General features: G+C 55.0%; 18 protein-coding genes. 8 read left to right on the top strand and 10 right to left on the bottom strand.

Annotated elements, in window-relative coordinates:
- Positions 1-8: 8 nt before the first annotated feature.
- Positions 9-572, bottom strand: coding sequence for a gluconokinase (locus tag SIB88_RS18090; protein WP_068517221.1), 564 nt, complete (start codon positions 570-572; stop codon positions 9-11).
- A gap of 171 nt (positions 573-743) precedes the next feature.
- Here SIB88_RS18090 and SIB88_RS18085 point away from each other — a divergent pair, with 171 nt between their 5' ends.
- Positions 744-1769, top strand: coding sequence for a LacI family DNA-binding transcriptional regulator (locus SIB88_RS18085; protein ID WP_068517220.1), 1026 nt, complete (start codon positions 744-746; stop codon positions 1767-1769).
- 23 nt (positions 1770-1792) lie between these two features.
- Here the strand turns inward: SIB88_RS18085 and SIB88_RS18080 are convergent, their stop codons facing one another.
- From SIB88_RS18080 to SIB88_RS18070, 3 genes are all read right to left on the bottom strand, one after another.
- Positions 1793-2365, bottom strand: a complete 573-nt coding sequence (locus SIB88_RS18080) for an IMPACT family protein (protein ID WP_412558729.1) — start codon at positions 2363-2365, stop codon at positions 1793-1795.
- A gap of 52 nt (positions 2366-2417) precedes the next feature.
- On the bottom strand, positions 2418-3062 hold the full coding sequence (locus SIB88_RS18075; RefSeq protein WP_412558728.1) for a hypothetical protein: 645 nt from the start codon (positions 3060-3062) through the stop codon (positions 2418-2420).
- A 126-nt stretch (positions 3063-3188) separates the two neighbouring features.
- Positions 3189-3932, bottom strand: coding sequence for a sulfite exporter TauE/SafE family protein (locus SIB88_RS18070; protein ID WP_206928044.1), 744 nt, complete (start codon positions 3930-3932; stop codon positions 3189-3191).
- Positions 3933-4353: 421 nt separating this feature from the next.
- Between SIB88_RS18070 and SIB88_RS18065 the strand changes: the two genes are divergently transcribed.
- Positions 4354-5739, top strand: coding sequence for a class II 3-deoxy-7-phosphoheptulonate synthase (locus SIB88_RS18065; RefSeq protein WP_068517216.1), 1386 nt, complete (start codon positions 4354-4356; stop codon positions 5737-5739).
- Positions 5740-6132: 393 nt separating this feature from the next.
- Entirely contained in the window at positions 6133-6618 is a 486-nt protein-coding gene (locus SIB88_RS18060) for a hypothetical protein (RefSeq protein WP_068517214.1), read from the top strand.
- A 129-nt stretch (positions 6619-6747) separates the two neighbouring features.
- Here the strand turns inward: SIB88_RS18060 and SIB88_RS18055 are convergent, their stop codons facing one another.
- Genes SIB88_RS18055 through SIB88_RS18045 form a run of 3 tightly spaced genes read right to left on the bottom strand, consistent with a single transcriptional unit; the run spans position 6748 to position 9049 of the window.
- Positions 6748-7323, bottom strand: a complete 576-nt coding sequence (locus SIB88_RS18055; protein WP_412558727.1) for a hypothetical protein — start codon at positions 7321-7323, stop codon at positions 6748-6750.
- A 31-nt stretch (positions 7324-7354) separates the two neighbouring features.
- Entirely contained in the window at positions 7355-8686 is a 1332-nt protein-coding gene (locus tag SIB88_RS18050; protein WP_412558726.1) for a M48 family metallopeptidase, read from the bottom strand.
- An 18-nt stretch (positions 8687-8704) separates the two neighbouring features.
- The gene (locus SIB88_RS18045) at positions 8705-9049 is read right to left on the bottom strand and encodes a YbjQ family protein (RefSeq protein ID WP_082817668.1); all 345 of its coding nucleotides are present in this window, start codon (positions 9047-9049) and stop codon (positions 8705-8707) included.
- 260 nt (positions 9050-9309) lie between these two features.
- Between SIB88_RS18045 and SIB88_RS18040 the strand changes: the two genes are divergently transcribed.
- The 5 genes from SIB88_RS18040 to SIB88_RS18020 all read left to right on the top strand — a co-directional run bounded on the left by SIB88_RS18040 (position 9310) and on the right by SIB88_RS18020 (position 15677).
- Positions 9310-10986 carry an NAD+ synthase gene (locus SIB88_RS18040; RefSeq protein ID WP_412558725.1) on the top strand — a complete coding sequence of 559 codons (1677 nt, stop codon included), beginning with the start codon at positions 9310-9312 and terminating at the stop codon, positions 10984-10986.
- Positions 10987-11010: 24 nt separating this feature from the next.
- Entirely contained in the window at positions 11011-12363 is a 1353-nt protein-coding gene (gene gltX / locus SIB88_RS18035; RefSeq protein ID WP_412558724.1) for a glutamate--tRNA ligase, read from the top strand.
- Positions 12364-12430: 67 nt separating this feature from the next.
- Positions 12431-13807 carry a cysteine--tRNA ligase gene (cysS, locus tag SIB88_RS18030; protein ID WP_412558723.1) on the top strand — a complete coding sequence of 459 codons (1377 nt, stop codon included), beginning with the start codon at positions 12431-12433 and terminating at the stop codon, positions 13805-13807.
- Between the two features lie 178 nt (positions 13808-13985).
- Positions 13986-14927 (top strand): aldo/keto reductase, encoded by a 942-nt coding sequence (locus SIB88_RS18025; RefSeq protein ID WP_412558722.1) that lies wholly within the window; start codon positions 13986-13988, stop codon positions 14925-14927.
- Positions 14928-14951: 24 nt separating this feature from the next.
- Positions 14952-15677, top strand: coding sequence for a DUF6064 family protein (locus tag SIB88_RS18020; protein WP_228194353.1), 726 nt, complete (start codon positions 14952-14954; stop codon positions 15675-15677).
- Here SIB88_RS18020 and SIB88_RS18015 read toward each other — a convergent pair.
- The 3 genes from SIB88_RS18015 to SIB88_RS18005 all read right to left on the bottom strand — a co-directional run bounded on the left by SIB88_RS18015 (position 15667) and on the right by SIB88_RS18005 (position 17633).
- Complete coding sequence (locus SIB88_RS18015) at positions 15667-16338, bottom strand: LysE family translocator (RefSeq protein WP_412558721.1); 672 nt, start codon at positions 16336-16338, stop codon at positions 15667-15669. The genes SIB88_RS18020 and SIB88_RS18015 overlap by 11 nt on opposite strands.
- Before the next feature lie 130 nt (positions 16339-16468).
- Positions 16469-17164: a DsbA family oxidoreductase gene (locus SIB88_RS18010; RefSeq protein WP_068517206.1), complete on the bottom strand. Its 696-nt coding sequence runs from the start codon at positions 17162-17164 to the stop codon at positions 16469-16471.
- A gap of 208 nt (positions 17165-17372) precedes the next feature.
- Entirely contained in the window at positions 17373-17633 is a 261-nt protein-coding gene (locus SIB88_RS18005) for a hypothetical protein (protein WP_068517205.1), read from the bottom strand.
- Positions 17634-17832 lie beyond the last annotated feature (199 nt).

Below are 17832 nucleotides of genomic sequence, written 5' to 3'. Positions count from 1 at the left end.
GGTCGCCGTCAGGCTTCCGGGGTGGCGTAACGCTGCTTCAAACCCGAAACAGCGGTTTGGACGATTGCATCAAGCGGGCCTTCGATAGAAACAGCCAGCGGGTCTTCATCGGGGCCCGGTGGTTCAAGATCGTGAAGCTGACTGTCAAGAAGTTGTGACGGCATGAAGTGATCAGCGCGGCTGTTCATGCGGTCGAAAATCAATTGGCGCGGACCATTGAGAAACACAAAGCTGACATGGCCCAGACGGCTGCGAATGAAATCGCGATACCGGCGCTTAAGGGCCGAACAGGCAATGAAAACCGTGCCGGGAAACGGCGTGCCGAGCGGGGTGGTCGGATCGGTGGTTTCTCCAACAGTCTGTGCCGCGGCACAGACCGCATCCAGCCATGGCCAGCGCATTTCATCATTCAGCGGCAGGCCGCGACTCATATGCGCGACATTTTCTTTGGGATGATGATCGTCTGCATCAAGCCACGCATTTTCCGTGATGCTGGCCAGGCGTCGTGCGACTTCGGTTTTGCCCGATCCGCACACGCCCATGACGACGACATATTTGGTCTGCCGGTTCATGAAATTGATGGTCTCACTGGTTTTCAGGGCGGGTTTTACACTTGGACAGCCCTGTCGTGTTATGATGTTAGCGCTAACATAATGTTAGCGCTAACATCGAGTCAACTGCCGAATTTCGTGCCAATCACAAGGCGCTTGTCGGCAGCCAAAAGACGTAATAAATGTAAGGGTATGAGGAAACGCAAAGGGGCCGGGCGGCCGACAATTGCTGATGTTGCCGAGAAGGCCGGCGTCAGCACAATCACAGTCTCACGCGCATTGCGTGATCCCTCAAAGGTGTCTGATCACCTGCGCAGGAAGATCAATAATGCGGTGAGAAAGCTCAATTACGTGCCGCATTCCCATGCCAGCGCATTGGCCTCGACTCGTTCCAATATTGTCGGGGTGATCGTGCCGTCGCTCACCAACAATGTGTTCGCCGATACCTTGCGTGCGATTTATGACGAACTGGATCAGGGGCCGTTTCAGGTCCAGCTGGGCAATTCGCGTTATGTTGCCAAGGACGAGGAACGCCTTGTGCGGACCTTCCTGGGGCAGGGGCCATCGGCAATGATCATTGCCGGCACCGATCAGACCGATGCCACCCGCGAACTTTTGCAAAATGCAGAATGCCCGGTGGTTCAGATCATGGAAGTCGGGGATGACCCGATTGATATGATGGTCGGGTTCTCGCATTTCGAAGGTGGCAAGGCTGCCGGTACCCATCTTATGCAAAAGGGATACAAGCGCATCGGTTTCCTTGGTGCGCGAATGGATCCCCGGTCGCACCGCCGTCTTGAAGGCTTCAAGGATGCCCTGCGGATCGGCGGGCGCTATGATCCGGATCTGATCATGACCACCACGGTTTCATCCAGTGTGTCGCTCGGTGCGGAACTGATCGGGCAATTGCGGGCACGCCGGTCCGATCTTGATGCGGTATTTTGCAACAATGATGATCTGGCGCTCGGGGCATTGTTTGGCTGTCAGAAGGCCGGCATTTCCGTGCCTGATGACATGGGCATCATCGGGTTTAACGACCTTGAAATGATGGCGGCAAGTCACCCGTCCCTGACCTCGATCCGAACCGACCGCTATGCTATTGGCAAACGCGCGGTCGAAATGATCAAGGCCGAACTTGACGGGGAAGTCCCCGAACAAAAGATCGTCGATCTCGGGTTTGAGCTTCAGCAACGCGAAAGCACGTCACGCCAGAAGTAACGCTGGCCTGATTTGTCACGGGCCTAATCGGCATCGGGTAACGGGAAACGTTTGGCAAGTTCGCCAAGTATCTCGCGCGGCCCGGCAATTTTGATACGCGTGCCTTGGGTGTCAAACTGCCGATCAAGGATGGTGATGCCATCCTGTGCGCAGGCCTGTTCAAGTGTGCCGGCATCGGAAAAACCGGCAAACAGATCAGCCTCGCCCTGCGGGATATAATCAATGATTTCCGCAACGTCACACACCGCGTTGGCCGCCCCGCTATAGGCGCGAACCAGCCCGCCGGTGCCCAGTTTTGTGCCCCCGAAATAGCGGGTAACGATCACCGCAACATTGATCAGATCACGTCCCTGAAGAACCTTGAGGCACGGGATGCCCGATGTCCCCGACGGTTCGCCATCATCCTTGCCATGCTCGATCAGCTGGTCTTCCTCATTAAGGTAGCGATAGGCATTTACGTGATGGTTGGCCTTGGGATGAAGGGCGCGCAACGCGTCAATCCGCCCGGCCAGATCGTCATGAAAAACGAGTTCGGCCAGAAAACGTGATTTCTTTTCTTCGGTTTCAGCAAAAGCGGGGCGGGCGATGGTTTTCATTGAAGCGTTGATATCAAGATCCGTCAGCGATCGCCAGTCAGGATCGGTGTTGCTATTTGGTGGCGGAGATGAAGCTGACAGTCTGACCGAATTCTTCGAGCAGGACAGCGTTCCAGACGTCATCAATTGCCACAGAATGCTGTTTGCTTGCCGCCGAAAAATCCGGCTTTTCGGGGGCCGGGCTGTTCCAGTTCATGGTTTGCGGATCGATGAATTCAAAGACGTGCTGCATTTCGCCATCGACATAACGATAAAGTGTCGCGCGGGGTTGATAGAATACGCGCGCATTCGGTTGGCCGATATGTTGTTTGATCTTGCGATGGCCGATGACGGTGTAGAACAGCTTTCCTTCGATATTAAAGCCCTTCAACATTGCCAGAAAATCCGATGTGCCGCCCTCAATCCGTTCGCCTTCGTGGTAAAACGTCCAGCCGGTATTGGCGATGCTGCGCCCTTTTAGCGCGCGCATACACAGCAGCTCGAAAACGTCATTTTCTTTGGTGGCCTTGGAAAGGTCGCTGGCTGACATGATGTTGCGGTTGCTGTCGCAGAACTGCAAGGCCTGTACATGCATGTGCTTCAAGTCGCGCAAAAACGCATCCATCGCCGTGATACTTTGGGCGTGTGCGGTTTGGTGGGCTGCGGTGGCAAGCCAAAGGGTCGCCGCCGCAATGGCGATCGTCAAAATGCGTGTCATCAAATCAGTTTCCGGGCTTTGCGCTTTGCGGGTGTGCTTCGGGATTACTGATCCACTATAAATTCCATGCGATTGATTGCACGCGCTTTTCTGCCACATCCCCCGTGCGGGGGATGTGTGATTGCCTTAGTTGGTCACGAATTTCGCAACAAGGATCACGCCAAAAATAATCAGCATGATCAGAACGACCTTGCGGAATGTTTCGGCATCCATGCGGTTGCGCACAGCACTGCCAAGTTTCGTTCCGATATAAACCGGAACCAGTCCGGCAAGTGATATCCAGATGGTTTCAAGCGTCATCAAGCCCATCCGGCTCAGGCCAAAAGCCATTACGATGCTTGAAAGACTGAACGAGATATTGATGGCCTGGATAAAGCGTTTGGGATCCAGGCGCATGGAAAGCAGAAAGGGCAGAACCGGCATCACCTGTGACCCGGTAATGCCATTGACCAGCCCGGTGGAAAAACCGGAAATCGGCGCCAGTCGGCGTGCGATCTTGTCCGAAATCGGCTTGCCATGGCGAAACAGCGTGATCGCCCCGTAATTCATCAGAACCAGCCCCAGAACCGCACCCGCCACAATGCTGTCGACCATTTCAAGGACAGCAAGCCCGATCAGAAGTCCCGGAATGGTCGCCAGAAACATTGGCCAGAACCGGTTGACGGTTTCGCGGAAATGCCCGGCCTGGACCATGATTATTGAATTGCTGACAAGGGACGGGATGATGACAAGCGGCATGCCGGCCTTAAGACCCAGTCCAAGGGCCAGGATCGGCAGGGCCGATGTCGAAAACCCGAGACCCGTTGCGCCCTTTACAAAGGCGGCAACAAAATAGGCGCAGGCAATAATGGCAATGGTTTCAATGGGCATGGAGGGTCCGGACAATGGTGTGACGCGTGCGCAGTGTGCCCGCATTTGCCAGACTGTGCAATTGATCAGCGTCGTTGGTCAGCGGAATTGGGTGGCATAACTGGTTGGGATAACCCGTCCGGCGATTGCGCATGGGCGGATTCGCACCTAGTTGATTGCTATGACTGTTTGGTCAAGCCCGCCGCCATCCGGATAATCTGGCGGGGATGAGTGGAATTTTGCGTGGTTTTTGGGTGCGTTGGTAAAAAATTGCGGGTTTTTATCGTCCTTAAGTCTAGAAGGGGTGGAAATGCGTGGTCAAACCCCGTATCAAGTTTGGCCCGGTTCAATGACCGGACCACAGGGCGGAAATCCGCCGAAAAACCGGATTTGTGTTATAATGGCGGCATGATCAAGAACATGCCGGATTGAGAGGAAGCAAATGAGCAAGAGCTGGAGCATTGATAGCTGGCGCAACCTGCCGATCAAGCAGGTGCCGACTTATCCAGATGCACAGGCCCTCGAGGCCGTAGAGCAAGAGCTCGGCAGCTATCCTCCTTTGGTATTTGCTGGCGAAGCGCGCGCACTTAAAGAAAAGCTTGGTGAAGTCGCAGAAGGCAATGCCTTCCTGCTGCAGGGCGGCGACTGCGCCGAAAGCTTTAAGGAATTCCATCCGAACAACATTCGCGACACCTTCAAGGTCATGTTGCAGATGGCGGTTGTTCTGACCTTTGGTGCGTCCTGCCCGGTGGTCAAGGTCGGCCGGATGGCGGGCCAGTTTGCCAAGCCGCGTTCGGCCGATACCGAAACCATCAATGGCGTCGAACTGCCAAGCTATCGCGGTGACGTGGTCAACGGGATCGAGTTCACCGAAGAAGCCCGCATTCCTGATCCGCAGCGTCAAATTCGCGCCTATAACCAGTCGGCGGCGACGCTTAACCTGCTGCGTGCCTTTGCCCAGGGCGGTTTTGCCGATCTGACCAAAATCCATCGCTGGAACCTGTCCTTTGTCGATGGCAGCCCGGCGGCCGAACGTTACAGCAAGCTGACCACCCAGATTGACGAGGCGGTCGCCTTCATGCAGGCCTGCGGCATTACCGCCGACAGTGCCCCGCAGTTGCGCGAGACCGATTTCTATACCTCGCACGAAGCATTGCTTCTGGGGTATGAGCAGGCCCTGACCCGTCAGGACAGCCTGACCGGCGAATATTATGACTGCTCGGCGCATATGCTTTGGATTGGCGATCGTACCCGTAATCTTGACGGGGCCCATGTTGAATTCATGCGTGGGGTTAAAAACCCGATTGGCATGAAATGCGGCCCGACCATGGATGAAGATGATCTGATTCGCCTGATTGATCGTCTGAACCCGCAGAACGAAGCCGGTCGTCTGACCCTGATTGCCCGTATGGGTGCTGACAAGGTTGGTGATCATCTGCCGCGTCTGGTCAAACGTGTTAAGGCCGAGGGCCGCAAGGTCGTCTGGTCGTGCGATCCGATGCATGGCAACACGATCAAGGCTGCGAACGGTTACAAAACCCGTCCGTTTGATTCGATCCTGTCGGAAGTCAAAAACTTCTTTGACGTTCACAAGGCCGAAGGCACCCATGCCGGTGGCGTTCATTTCGAAATGACCGGAACGGACGTGACCGAATGCATCGGTGGCGCACGCGAAGTGACCGAAGACGCGCTTTCGGATCGTTACCACACCCATTGCGATCCGCGCCTTAATGGTGGCCAGGCGCTTGAGCTTGCCTTCCTGATGGCCGAAATGATCAAAAAAGAACGCGACAGCATCCGCGCAGAGCAGCTTGCGGCTTCTGCCTGATCTGATTTCGAATATTTCGACATGCGTGTCGATCAGCAAGGCGTCCGGGAAACCGGGCGCCTTGTTTTATAAGGCGGCCCCGATGGTCGATAAGGACCGTGATCGACAGGAAACGAACATCGCAGACGCATTACTGCGGACGAATTTCTTGCGATTTTGGTGTGTTCGGGGTGATGATGGTTGGTGATGCAGGCAATTTCACAAAATTGAGTCCCGTTTGGGGGCTGAATATCAGTATTTTGTGGGTTAAATTGCGGTACAGGAACGTTTCGTCGTGCAATCAAGGGGCCTGGCTGTAAAAAAACCTCTACCAAACGCCATGAAATATCCTTAAGTATAAAGAAATTCAGGGCAATCCTGCACAAGAACAAAATTCAAGAGGTCGCAACGCGGATGGTGGATGAAGCGGATTTCACCGAATGGCAACAGAAAGTAGAGGGAACAAATATTTCCTCGACCACGCTTTTGGCGACCGATTATCTCAATCATTTCAATGAGATCGTGATGCTTCTCGAAATGGTGCCGGACATGCCTGACATGATCGAGGATTGCAAGGAATGGGCACCGAAAAGCTATCAGGACCATTTCCGCGATAGCACCTTTTCCGACAAGGAACTGGCGATCGAGGCCTATGAACATGTGCCGCCGCGATTCCGTCAACCGTTTGAAGAAACGATCAATCACCTCAATACCATTGTTGCCCACGCGATAACCCAGCTTGAAGCCATCATTGCGGACGGGAACGAGGCACTTTTGCGCGAAACCGCGCATGCCATCACCGTATCGCTGCAAAAATTCATGGATGTCGCCAGTGGCATTATCCACGGTTCGGCCAAAACCATGAGCCAGGATGAAATCGACGCCGCACTTGCGCTTTGAGCGGTCACTTTGGCGTGCAGCTTGGCGGGACGGAAGGCGTCGTTTGGCCCGCTTTCCCGGATCCATCGAAAGAAAAAGCCGGGACAGTTTTGCCCCGGCTTTGTGATGTTCGGATATGGCAGATGACGGTCAGTCCGTCATTTCTGCCAGTTCCCCGTCCAGACGTTCGATTTCCGATCTGAGCAACGGCAGGACGCCGTTACGTGCCGTGGCGACGATTTCCCCCATATTCTTAAGGGCATTGCGCGCCATGCCATTGGCATTTTGCTGCATGAACATGATGGTCATCTGGGCGTCAATGTCGGAATAGAACCGGCGCACACCGGTAATGATTTGCGGATCGACCTCGAAAGTGCGCGGGGAATAACGCATGGTTTCCCAGACCATATCATCAAGTTTGTGGCGTTCGCGCGGCGCAAGTTGCGGGGCGTGCCAGGTCATGGGGCCTTCCGGATATTCGGCAATCCAGGTTTCGACTTTTTCGATATTGTCGACAAATTCCGCTTCGAGCGATCGTTCAAGGTTATAGACATCGGATGTGCTTTGATAACGGTCGAAATCGACGGCAATCTCAAAGCCGGCAAAGCTTGCCAGATACACACCCAGAACGGTTGATGCCAGAATGATGCACTGGGTCAGCCAGAATTCGGTATTGGGCTGGCCGCTGACGCTCAGAAAGCGGAACGGGGCGAAAAGTCCACGCATTGTTCAATATCCTGTGTCGGAAAGTTGTTGTTTATTGGAATTCCAAAGACTGGGCCGGGATTTCGTCAAACTTTTTAAGAAAGTTATCAAACCCGGTTTGCAGGTCGATCGTCTCGCCAATCGGAAGTCCCCGTTCACGGGCCATGTCATCAAGCCGGTTTACGCGGTCTATCGGGTGGGGATGTGTCGACAGATAGTCCATGACGCTGTGATCCCCCTGCATGGCAGCCAGTTTTTCAAAGGTCCGCGATACGCCGCCAACATGACCGTATTTCGCCATCAGGATCTTGAGGCTCCAGTCATCGGCATCGAGTTCCTGACTGCGCGAATGATCCCGATCAGCCAGCAATTTCGGCCATCCGGCGACCCATGTTGTCAAAATCGCATCGGTCTGGAACATCATGGCGGACAAGGCGACACCGACAATTTCGCGTCCCAGTCCTTCAAGATGATCGCGGCCGTTATAGTGACCGATTTCATGACCAAGGATCGACAGAAGCTCGTTCTCGCTTTCGACCAGATCAAGCATCCCGCTATTGACCAGGATCAGGCCGCCGGGCAGGGCCGCGGCATTTGGCGACGAATCAGCAATGATCATGACGTCAAAGTCATAATCACGTGCCGGTCCAAGGGCCTCTTTGGGGACAGAATTGATCAGATCAACCAGATAGTTTTCAAACACATTGCGTTGGGAACCGACGCGATGGCCGTCAATGATTTCCGGTTCAAGTTCAGACCAGATCGCGACTTCGTCCTTTACCGAGATGCTGCTTGCTGCCCATTCGATGGCAAAGCCGCTTGCGGTATAAATCCCCCAGCAGATCAAAAGAAATGCCATGCTGGCCGATGCCAGTTCGGTCAACAGATTGCGGTGACTGATATTCACCCCGTCATCGGGCAGGGAGGCCGGTTTGCCACCCGTTGGACGATGATCGGTATAAAGGGCGGTGCCCGATGCGATCATTTCGATCATGCCGCGACTGATTTCGGCCGACTGGAACCGAAGCCCGATGATGTGGCTTGCCCCCTTGGCATTGATGCGCAGGCGCAGGACGGCTTCGCGTTTGGCACGGATAACGGCGGCCTCGTGGGCGGCAAGACGTCCGCCAACAAAAACGCGCAAGCGCGCCAGCAGATTGCGAAAACGGTCTTCGGCAATGACGACCTTGCCGGTCACCATGCGGGATTGCTGTATTGAAACTGTGTCGGGAACTGCATCCCCGGAATCAAGATATTGATGGGGCAACAATGCTTCGTCGCGCACAAGCGCGCGTTCATGTGCCCTGTCGGCCAGACGGCCGGTCAAATAGGCGATTCCGATCAGGATGGTCAGTGCAATTCCCGGAAGAAACAGGTCTTCCATGATAAATGCACCTGTTCCTTATTTCAGTCTTACGGCCGTGCCGTATGCAAAAATCTCGGCGGCTTTGTAGGCAACCTGGGATGTGGCGAAATGGACGTCAACGACAGCATCGGCATCCATTTTTTGTGCCTGGGCGACCAGACGGCTGGTGGCTTCGTGCTGGGCGTCTTCAAGAAGTCGGGTATAGGATCGGACTTCGCCACCGAAAAGGTTTTTGAAAGTCGCGAAAATATCAAACAGGAAGCTGCGGCTGCGTACCGAACTGCCAAAAACGATACCAAGGTTTTCGCTGATCTCCCGACCCGGGATATGGGAAATGGTTACCACCGCCATTTCGGCGGCAGAGGTGGGGCTGTTGGCCATTTTGTTTGCTCGTATCAATTGTTATGTTTTTTGCCGTGTGTTCACGGTCGGGTGAAATAGACCGGGCTGCTTGCGGAATTGCAAGTCATTATCAACATGAAAAAATCATGACAGATGCAGAAACAGACTGCGATCCCAGTCAATTAGCGGGATTTGAGGTACTGCAATTCTGCCATGCAGGAATGGCAATCTCGTTTGAAACATGGGATATTGCGTATTCCGCAATTGACACCGCGTAAGGCGGCTCCTATTCCAACATCATGACAAATATGCTTGCCATTGCGATTGCCCAGCTTAACCCGATTGTCGGCGATGTTGCCGGTAACCGGGACAAGGTTGTGGCTGCCTGGGAATCTGCGGCCGATCGGGGCGCTGATATTGTTTTGTATTCCGAATTGGTGTTGTCGGGCTATCCGCCGGAAGACCTGGTGATGAAGCCTGCTTTCATGCGTCACCTGCATGAAGCCGTCGCCAGCATTTGCGAACAGACAGCCAAACGCGAAAATGGTCCGGCATTGCTGTTGACCACGCCATGGGAAATTGACGGTATCCGTCATAATGCGGTTCTCCTGATTGATCAGGGCAAGATCGTTGATGTCCGGGCCAAGCAGGATCTGCCGAATTATGGCGTGTTTGATGAAAAACGCGTTTTCGCAGCCGGTCCGATGCCAGAACCGGTTTCGTTCAGGGGCGTCAAACTTGGCGTTCCGATTTGCGAAGATGTCTGGACCTCCAATGTGGTCGGTCATCTTGCCAAAGCCGGGGCCGAGATTTTCCTGGTGCCCAACGGATCACCGTTCGAAGCAGATAAGGGCGATTTGCGCCGCAAACTGATCGAGGACCGCGTTTCGGAAACCGGCGCACCGATGATCTATTGCAACGAAGTTGGCGGTCAGGACGAGCTGGTCTTTGATGGCGGATCGTTCGGGCTTAATGGCGACGGATCGCTTGCGGTTGCCCTGCCGGCCTTTGCCGAGGACGTTGTCGTGACCACATGGTCGAAGGACGATAACGGCAAATGGCGTTGCGGCGATGATGTGCCCAAGGCCGATTATCCGGTTGGCCTTGATGCGATCTATCAGACCCTTGTTCTGGGCTTGCGCGATTATGTGAATAAAAACCGGTTCCCCGGTGTCGTGATCGGCATGTCGGGCGGTATTGACAGTGCGCTTTCGGCCGCGGTTGCGGTTGATGCGCTGGGATCGGATCGGGTGCGGCTGGTAATGATGCCGTCGCCCTATACGTCGCGTGAAAGCCTGGAAGACGCGGAAATTTGTGCGGGGATGCTGAAAACCGGGATTGAAAGCATCAATATCGGTCCGGCCATGGCCGCGTTCGAACAGATGCTGGCCCCGGCCTTTGACGGGCGTGACGCCGACATCACCGAAGAAAACATTCAGGCCCGTTCGCGCGGGATCATCCTGATGGGGATTTCAAACAAGTTTGGCCACATGGTGCTGACCACCGGCAACAAGTCGGAAATGTCGGTCGGCTATGCCACGCTTTATGGCGACATGTGTGGTGGCTATTCGGTTCTGAAAGACCTTTATAAAACCACGGTGTTTGCCCTGTGCCACTGGCGCAACGAACACAAACCGGCCGGGGCACTTGGCCCGGATGGCATGGTGATCCCCGAACGGATCATTACCAAACCGCCATCCGCCGAATTGCGCCCGGATCAGAAAGATGAAGATAGTCTGCCGCCTTATGATGTTCTTGATGATATTCTTCATCAGATGATTGAAGGCGAGCGGTCAGTACGCGAAATCGTGGATAGTGGTCACGACGAGGCCACAGTACGCCGGGTCTGGCGGTTGCTCGACCGGGCGGAATATAAGCGCCGTCAGGCACCGCCGGGGGTCAAGATCACCCCGCGCGCCTTTGGCCGTGACCGTCGCTATCCGATCACCAATGGCTTCACGAACCTTGTTACGTGATTCAAGTGAACTGAAAAGTTAGATATGACAAAACCTGTCCTTCGATTTGCCCCCAGCCCGACCGGGCTTCTCCATGTTGGTAATGCCCGCGTTGCCATGATGAACTGGCTTTATGCCCGTAAATCGGGTGGCCAATTCATTCTGCGCTTTGACGATACCGATCCGGAGCGTTCCAAGGATGAATATGTTGATGCCATCCGTGAAGATCTGGAATGGCTTGGCATTGACTGGGACCGCGAAGAACGCCAGTCGCTTCGTCAGGACAAATATGATGCGGCAATCGCCGACCTGAAAAAGCGTGAATTGCTTTATCCGTGCTATGAAACCGAAGGTGAGCTGAACTGGAAACGCAAGGCCGCCCGCCAGCGTCACCAGCCTTTCATCTATGACCGTAAGGCGCTGACCCTGTCGCCTGACGAGATCAAGGCACTCGAAGCCGAAGGCCGCAAGCCGCACTGGCGTTTCCTTCTGACCGACGGCATGGTTGAATGGGACGATCTGACGCGCGGGATTTGCTCGTTTGACACCGAACATGTGTCGGATCCGGTCTTGATCCGCGAAGACGGATCGCTGCTTTATATGCTGGGCTCGGTGGTGGATGACCTTGAAATGGGGGTTACCCACATCATTCGCGGCGAAGATCACGTGACCAACACCGTGTCGCAGATTTTGCTGTATCTTGCCCTTGGCGGTAAGCCGGGTGCGCTTGAATTTGCCCATATGCCGCTTTTGGCCGGACCGGGTGGTTCGCAGCTTTCCAAACGTCTGGGAAGTTTGTCGCTGCGTGAATTGCGCAATGACGGGTTCGAGGTCGAAGCTCTTGTGGGGCTTTTGACCGGTCTTGGGGCATCGGATAAAATCGAACCGGCCAGCCTGACCCAGGTTCTTGATAAATTCGATCTGGATCATTACGGCCGTTCGACGCCGAAATTCGATCCGGCCGAACTGGCCAGCCTGAACGAAAAAGTCATCCATGACATGCCGTTTGAAACCGCGCAGCCGAAACTGGTTGCGGCGGGCATGAATGATGCCAACGAGATGTTCTGGAATGCGGTGCGCGGCAATTGCTGGCGCGTGGCCGAGGCCCTGGAATGGTGGGACGTTATTCATCAGACCGTGATCCCGGAAATCGATGCCGAGGATGCCGAGTTCGTCAAGCAGGCGGCCGATATGCTGCCTGAAGGTGAGCTTGACGCAACCAGCTGGAAAACCTGGACCGGGGCGCTCAAGGAGGCGACGGGCCGCAAGGGCAAACAGCTTTTCATGCCGCTTCGCAAGGCGCTGACCGCGCGTGAACATGGCCCGGAAATGTCGGCAATGCTGGTTCTGATCGGTTCTGAAAAGGCGCGTGCGCGGTTGTGTGGGAAGGCGGTCTGAGCATCTGCTTTGATCGCCGGAAATGCCCGCATTCAATCGCCAATACAGCCAAACGGACAATTTTGACATGACCAAGACCCTTCGTATCTATGACACGCTGACCCGCGAAAAGCAGGTGTTCGAGCCGATCGATCCCGATCACGTGCGCCTTTATGTCTGCGGCCCGACCGTTTACGACTATGCCCATGTCGGCAATGCGCGCCCGGTCGTGGTGTTTGATACGCTGGTGCGCGTTCTGCGCCATATCTATCCCAAGGTAACCTATGTCCGGAACGTCACCGACGTTGACGACAAGATCAATGCCCGTGCCAAGGAAAGCGGCGAGCCGATTTCCGAAATCACCAAGCGCACGCATCAGGCATATCTTGATGATATGGGCGCGCTGAATGCCGCCAAGCCCGATATCGAACCGCGTGCGACCGAACATATCGCCGAAATGATCGCCATGTGCGAAAGCCTGATCGAGCAGGGCTTTGCCTATGCCGCCGAAGGCCACGTTCTGTTTTCGGTCAGCAAGTTTGACGACTATGGCAAATTGTCACGCCGTGATCGCAAGGAAATGATTGCCGGTGCCCGCGTTGAAGTCGCCCCCTATAAACAGGACCCGGCGGACTTTGTTCTGTGGAAACCGTCCGAAGATGACATTCCGGGCTGGGACAGCCCGTGGGGCCGTGGTCGTCCGGGCTGGCATATTGAATGCTCGGCCATGTCGACCCGTTATCTCGGTGAAAACTTTGACATCCATGGCGGCGGTTCGGATCTGGTGTTCCCGCACCATGAAAACGAACTGGCGCAAAGCTGCTGCGCGAACAAGGGTTCGAGCTATGCCAAATACTGGATGCATAACGGCCATCTGATGGTCGAAGGTGAAAAGATGTCCAAGTCGCTTGGCAACTTTGTCACCGTGCATGAGCTTCTGGAAAAATGGCCGGGCGAAGCCATCCGTCTGGCGATGATGGGCACCCATTATCATCAGCCGATCAACTGGACGGAAGAAAACCTGCGTCAGGCCAAAGAGGCGCTTGATCGTTTCTATACCGCCCTTCGTCAAAGTGCGGACGTGACCCCGGAAAATGTGCCGGTGCCCCGTGCGGTTCTTGATGCGCTGTGTGATGATCTTAATACGCCGCTTGCGATTGCCGAGTTCCATAACCTTGTGACCCGTTTCAACAAGGCCGAAACCAAGTATGAACGCGCCGAGGCCAAGGGTAAAATCCTGGCCGCGGCCAAGTTGCTTGGTATTCTGGAAGGTGATCCGGAAGCCTGGTTTACCGGTTCTGCCGATGCGGATGAGGCAGCCGAGATCGAAGGCCTGATTGCCCAGCGTGCCGACGCCAAGAAGAACAAGGATTTCGCAACTGCTGACAAGATCCGTGATGATCTTCTGGCGCGCGGCATCATCCTTGAAGACTTCAAGGAAGGTACTAGCTGGAAGCGCGTATAAGGCATATCCGAGCTTTAAATCACAAAAGGCCGCAAGCAATGTGCTTGCGGCCTTTTTGTTTGGGCGGGCAACAGACGGGCTATAAATACCAAAGGTTGCGAATGGGCAGATTTCTGCCCAATTCATGTTGGATCATGGTTCGGAACGGATTGGACCCAACAGGAAGGCAACGTCTTTCATGTCTGAAATTGACCGTCGCAGATTTATGCAAGGGGCCGGTGCGCTTGGCCTGTCGGCCTCTTTGGGGGGCTTGATGCCCGGTGTGGCGCATGGCGCCCTGCGCAAGGATGTTCCCGACATTATCCGCAAACAGGTACCGTCCACCGGCGAAGCAATTCCGGCGGTCGGACTTGGCAGCTGGATCACGTTCAATGTCGGCAATGACATGGCCCTGCGTGATCAGTGCGCGGATGTGGTATCGGCGTTTTTCAATGCCGGCGGGCGGATGATCGACAGTTCGCCTATGTATGGATCGGCCCAGGAAGTTATCGGTTATTGTCTTGATAAACTGGGGGCCCATGACCGGGTGTTTTCAACCGACAAGGTCTGGACGTCCGGGGACGGGCTTGATCAGATTTCCGAAACACGCAAACGCTGGAACACCCGAAAATTTGACCTTTTGCAGGTCCATAATCTTTTGGGGATCAATGATAATCTGCCGCTTCTTTTCCGCCTGAAGAATGAAGGGCAGTTGCGCTATGTCGGGGTGACGACATCCCACGGGCGGCGGACCGAAGACCTGATTGCGGTGATGAAAAACGAACGGCTTGATTTCGTTCAGGTGACGTACAACCCGGTCGACCGTAAGGTCGAGGAATATTTGCTGCCGCTGGCCTATGACCGGGGCATTGCCGTCATCGTCAATCGTCCGTTTCGCGGTGGCAGTCTTCTTGATCAGCTGGAAGGTGAACCTTTGCCGGAATTTGCCGCCGAGCTTGAAGTGGAAAGCTGGGCTCAGCTGATTTTGAAATATCTGATTGCCCATCCGTCCGTGACCTGTCCGATCCCGGCCACGACCAACCCGGCCCACGCGGCGGAAAACATGCGCGCAGCAACCGGACGTTTGCCCGATGACAAGATGCGCGAACAGATCGCAGCGGTTATCGGCGTTCTGATCTAGGAAACAGGATATGGGAAAGCTGGCATGACCGAATGGTGGGATTACGGACTGGCGGATTTTCTGCTGTTTTCGCCGCGTGTTTATTACCGTTTGTTTGAAACCATGAACAGCGTGTGGTGGATGGCGGTACTTGCGGCCTTTGTTGCCGGTCTGGTGGCGGCTGGCATGGCGATGCGCCATGGCCATCGCGGCAACCGGGTGATCCTTGTTTTGCTGTCGCTGATCTGGGCTTGGGCCAGCTATGGCTTTGTCTGGCAATATTATCAGCCGATCAACTGGGCGGTGGCCTATATCCTGCCGGGCTTTGTGATCGAGGTCCTGTTGCTTTTGGTTTTTGCCGCCCGTCCGTTGCCGTTGCGGTTTGGCTGGCGCGGGGATCTGACATCTTATGTCGGGGCTGCGATCATGGTTGTGGCAATCGTGATCTATCCGTTTGTCGGACTGCTTGAAGGGCGTGATCTGATACAGGCGGAACTGTTTGGCAGTGCAGCCGATCCGACCGCACTGGGCACATTGGGGTTTGTTCTGATGGCGCGCGGCACTTGGCGCTGGTTACTTCTGCCGGTGCCGCTGATCTGGTGTGCCTTTGCTGCGGCCACGCTTTGGGTGATGGATCAGCAGATTGCCTATGTCATGCTGATTGCTGTTTGGCTGACGATATTTTCGGGCTGGCTTGATCTTAAAAACGGGGTGACGACCCGTCGGCTGACCAAGGCCGAACTGGCCGATCCCCCGCCAGTCAGCGATTGACCAGCAGCCGCAATCCAACCACGGCAAAAAATACGCCAAGCACCCCGTTGATCCAGTTGGCTGCCCGGCGATAGATCGATATGGCCGGGGCCGTCGAAAAGGCGGTGGCATAAAGCAAATGGATACTTGTCGAAATCATGCCGCATCCGATCACGATGGCTGCGCCAACCCATAACGGGGCACCCTGGTGAAAGCCGATCGAAATGATCGCAATCCAGGTCAGGATGGCTTTGGGGTTGGTCAGATGAAGCGCAAGCCCGCGGAAATAATATCCGCGTCCGGAAATCTGGCGTGATGACCTGCCATCGGTCGCGTTGCCTGTCCCTTGTGGATCGGCAGGTGCGGCCTTGCGAAAGGCGGTGCGAAACGCCCGATAGGACATCCACAGCAAATACAGGCCACCAAAAATGCGAATGGCGGTCATGGCATCGGCATAGGCGGCAAGAACCGCCGACAACCCGGTCAGGGTCAAAAGCCCGATGGAAAACGACCCGGTTCCAATGCCCAGCGCAAAACGCTGTCCGGCGAAGCGTCCCTGTTCAAGCGATACCCCCATCAGGCCCAAAAGAGCAGGGCCGGGGCTGATCAATCCGACCAGAAGGGCGGCATAGGATAGCAATATTCCGGGCAAATACAGCCCGATCTCGGCAAGTGACGGCATGGGGCAGGTTCCTTTGCTGGTGGCAAAAGAACAGTAAGCCAATACTGTTATACTGTCGATCGAAACGAAAAGCCCCGACGCAGATGGTCGGGGCTTTAGTTAGTCGATCACTTATACAGAAAAAGGTCCGTCAGGCTTCGCTTTCGGCTTCTGCGAGGATTTCATCCCCCTGACGGGCGATTTCGGAAAGGGCCTGTTCAAAGACTTCGGGCGGGTGACCACCGGAAATGGCGAATTTTCCGTTGACGACATAGGTCGGGACCGAGCTGATGCCTGCTTCGCCAAACTCGTCTTCTTCGGCACGGACTTCCTTGGCGAATTCGTCGCTGGCAAGGATTTCTGCGGCACGGTCCGGCGAAAGCCCGACTTCCTCGACCGCGCGTTTGAGAACACCGTGATCAGCCATATTGTCGCCACCCTGGAAATAGGCGGCAAACAGGTTGAGTTTAAGGGCGGTCTGCTGTCCGTACTCGCCTTCCTTACCCGCCCAATAGAGCAGGCGGTGGGCATCAAAGGTGTTGTAGATGCGGCTGTCCGAGCTGAAATGGATCGGGAAGCCGACATTTTCACCCATCATGGTGATGCGCGCACGGTTATCGGCACTCTGATCGGCGGTCAGGCCGTATTTTTCCTTGATATGCTCGGCGAGGTCCTGGCCTTCTGGCGGCATGTCACGGTTCAGTTCGAACGGATGCCAGCGCAGTTTGACGTCGATCTCGCCATCAAGACGGCTGATGGCATCTTCAAGGTTTTTATACCCGATAATGCACCAGGGGCAGACAACGTCAGAAACGATGTCGATCTGCATGGGAATGGCGTTCGTCATTGGTAAGCCTTGCGTTTATTCGTGTGATCCTGCCCATCACATAATGCAACCGCCTCCAAACGCAAGAACTGATCGCAATCGATTGTCAGAAAACGGGCCGGCACAGCATGCCAAATGCCCCTGATCACGCGGGCGCAAATATCACCGGATTGGGCCAAAAAAATCCGCCTGACAGACACAGGATAAACAGGGTGAAGTGTGGAAAAAGTCAGTCCAGATCGTCCGTCGGGCTGCGCCGGGCGTGATCGACCATATATTCGGCAAAGGTTTCAAGGATCGGACAGGACCAGTTCGCGCGGATGCGTTCGCCATCGCGTTCCCATTCCCCGTACCAACGTTCGTCGATATCGCGGAAAATGGTGTAATGGGCGAACCTGTCAGAAGCTGTCCAGCAATTCTTACCCGTACGTTCCCAGGTAAGTCCGGCAAGCATCATTAAATCAACGCTGGTGGTGGCTTCATGTGCCATCGTCGATGTCCCTAGACCGCAACCGGGCGACTTCAATTTATGGAGCAGTCCCCGGCCACTTTGCAATGTATAGTAGAGTTAAGCATTGATAGGTGGGGGTTACAATCATTCAAGGGGACAGGTCCGCTATCCTAAAGATGGGTTAGGGAGGGGATAGGGTGTGAAATTGCCCGAAAACCCCATTTTGCGTAATGCTGTT

It is taken from the genome of Thalassospira sp. MIT121401, assembly GCF_047125595.1.
Taxonomy (GTDB): domain Bacteria; phylum Pseudomonadota; class Alphaproteobacteria; order Rhodospirillales; family Thalassospiraceae; genus Thalassospira; species Thalassospira povalilytica.
The sequence above is the reverse complement of the archived record's forward strand: the minus strand, read 5'-3'. Positions and strand labels throughout refer to the sequence as shown.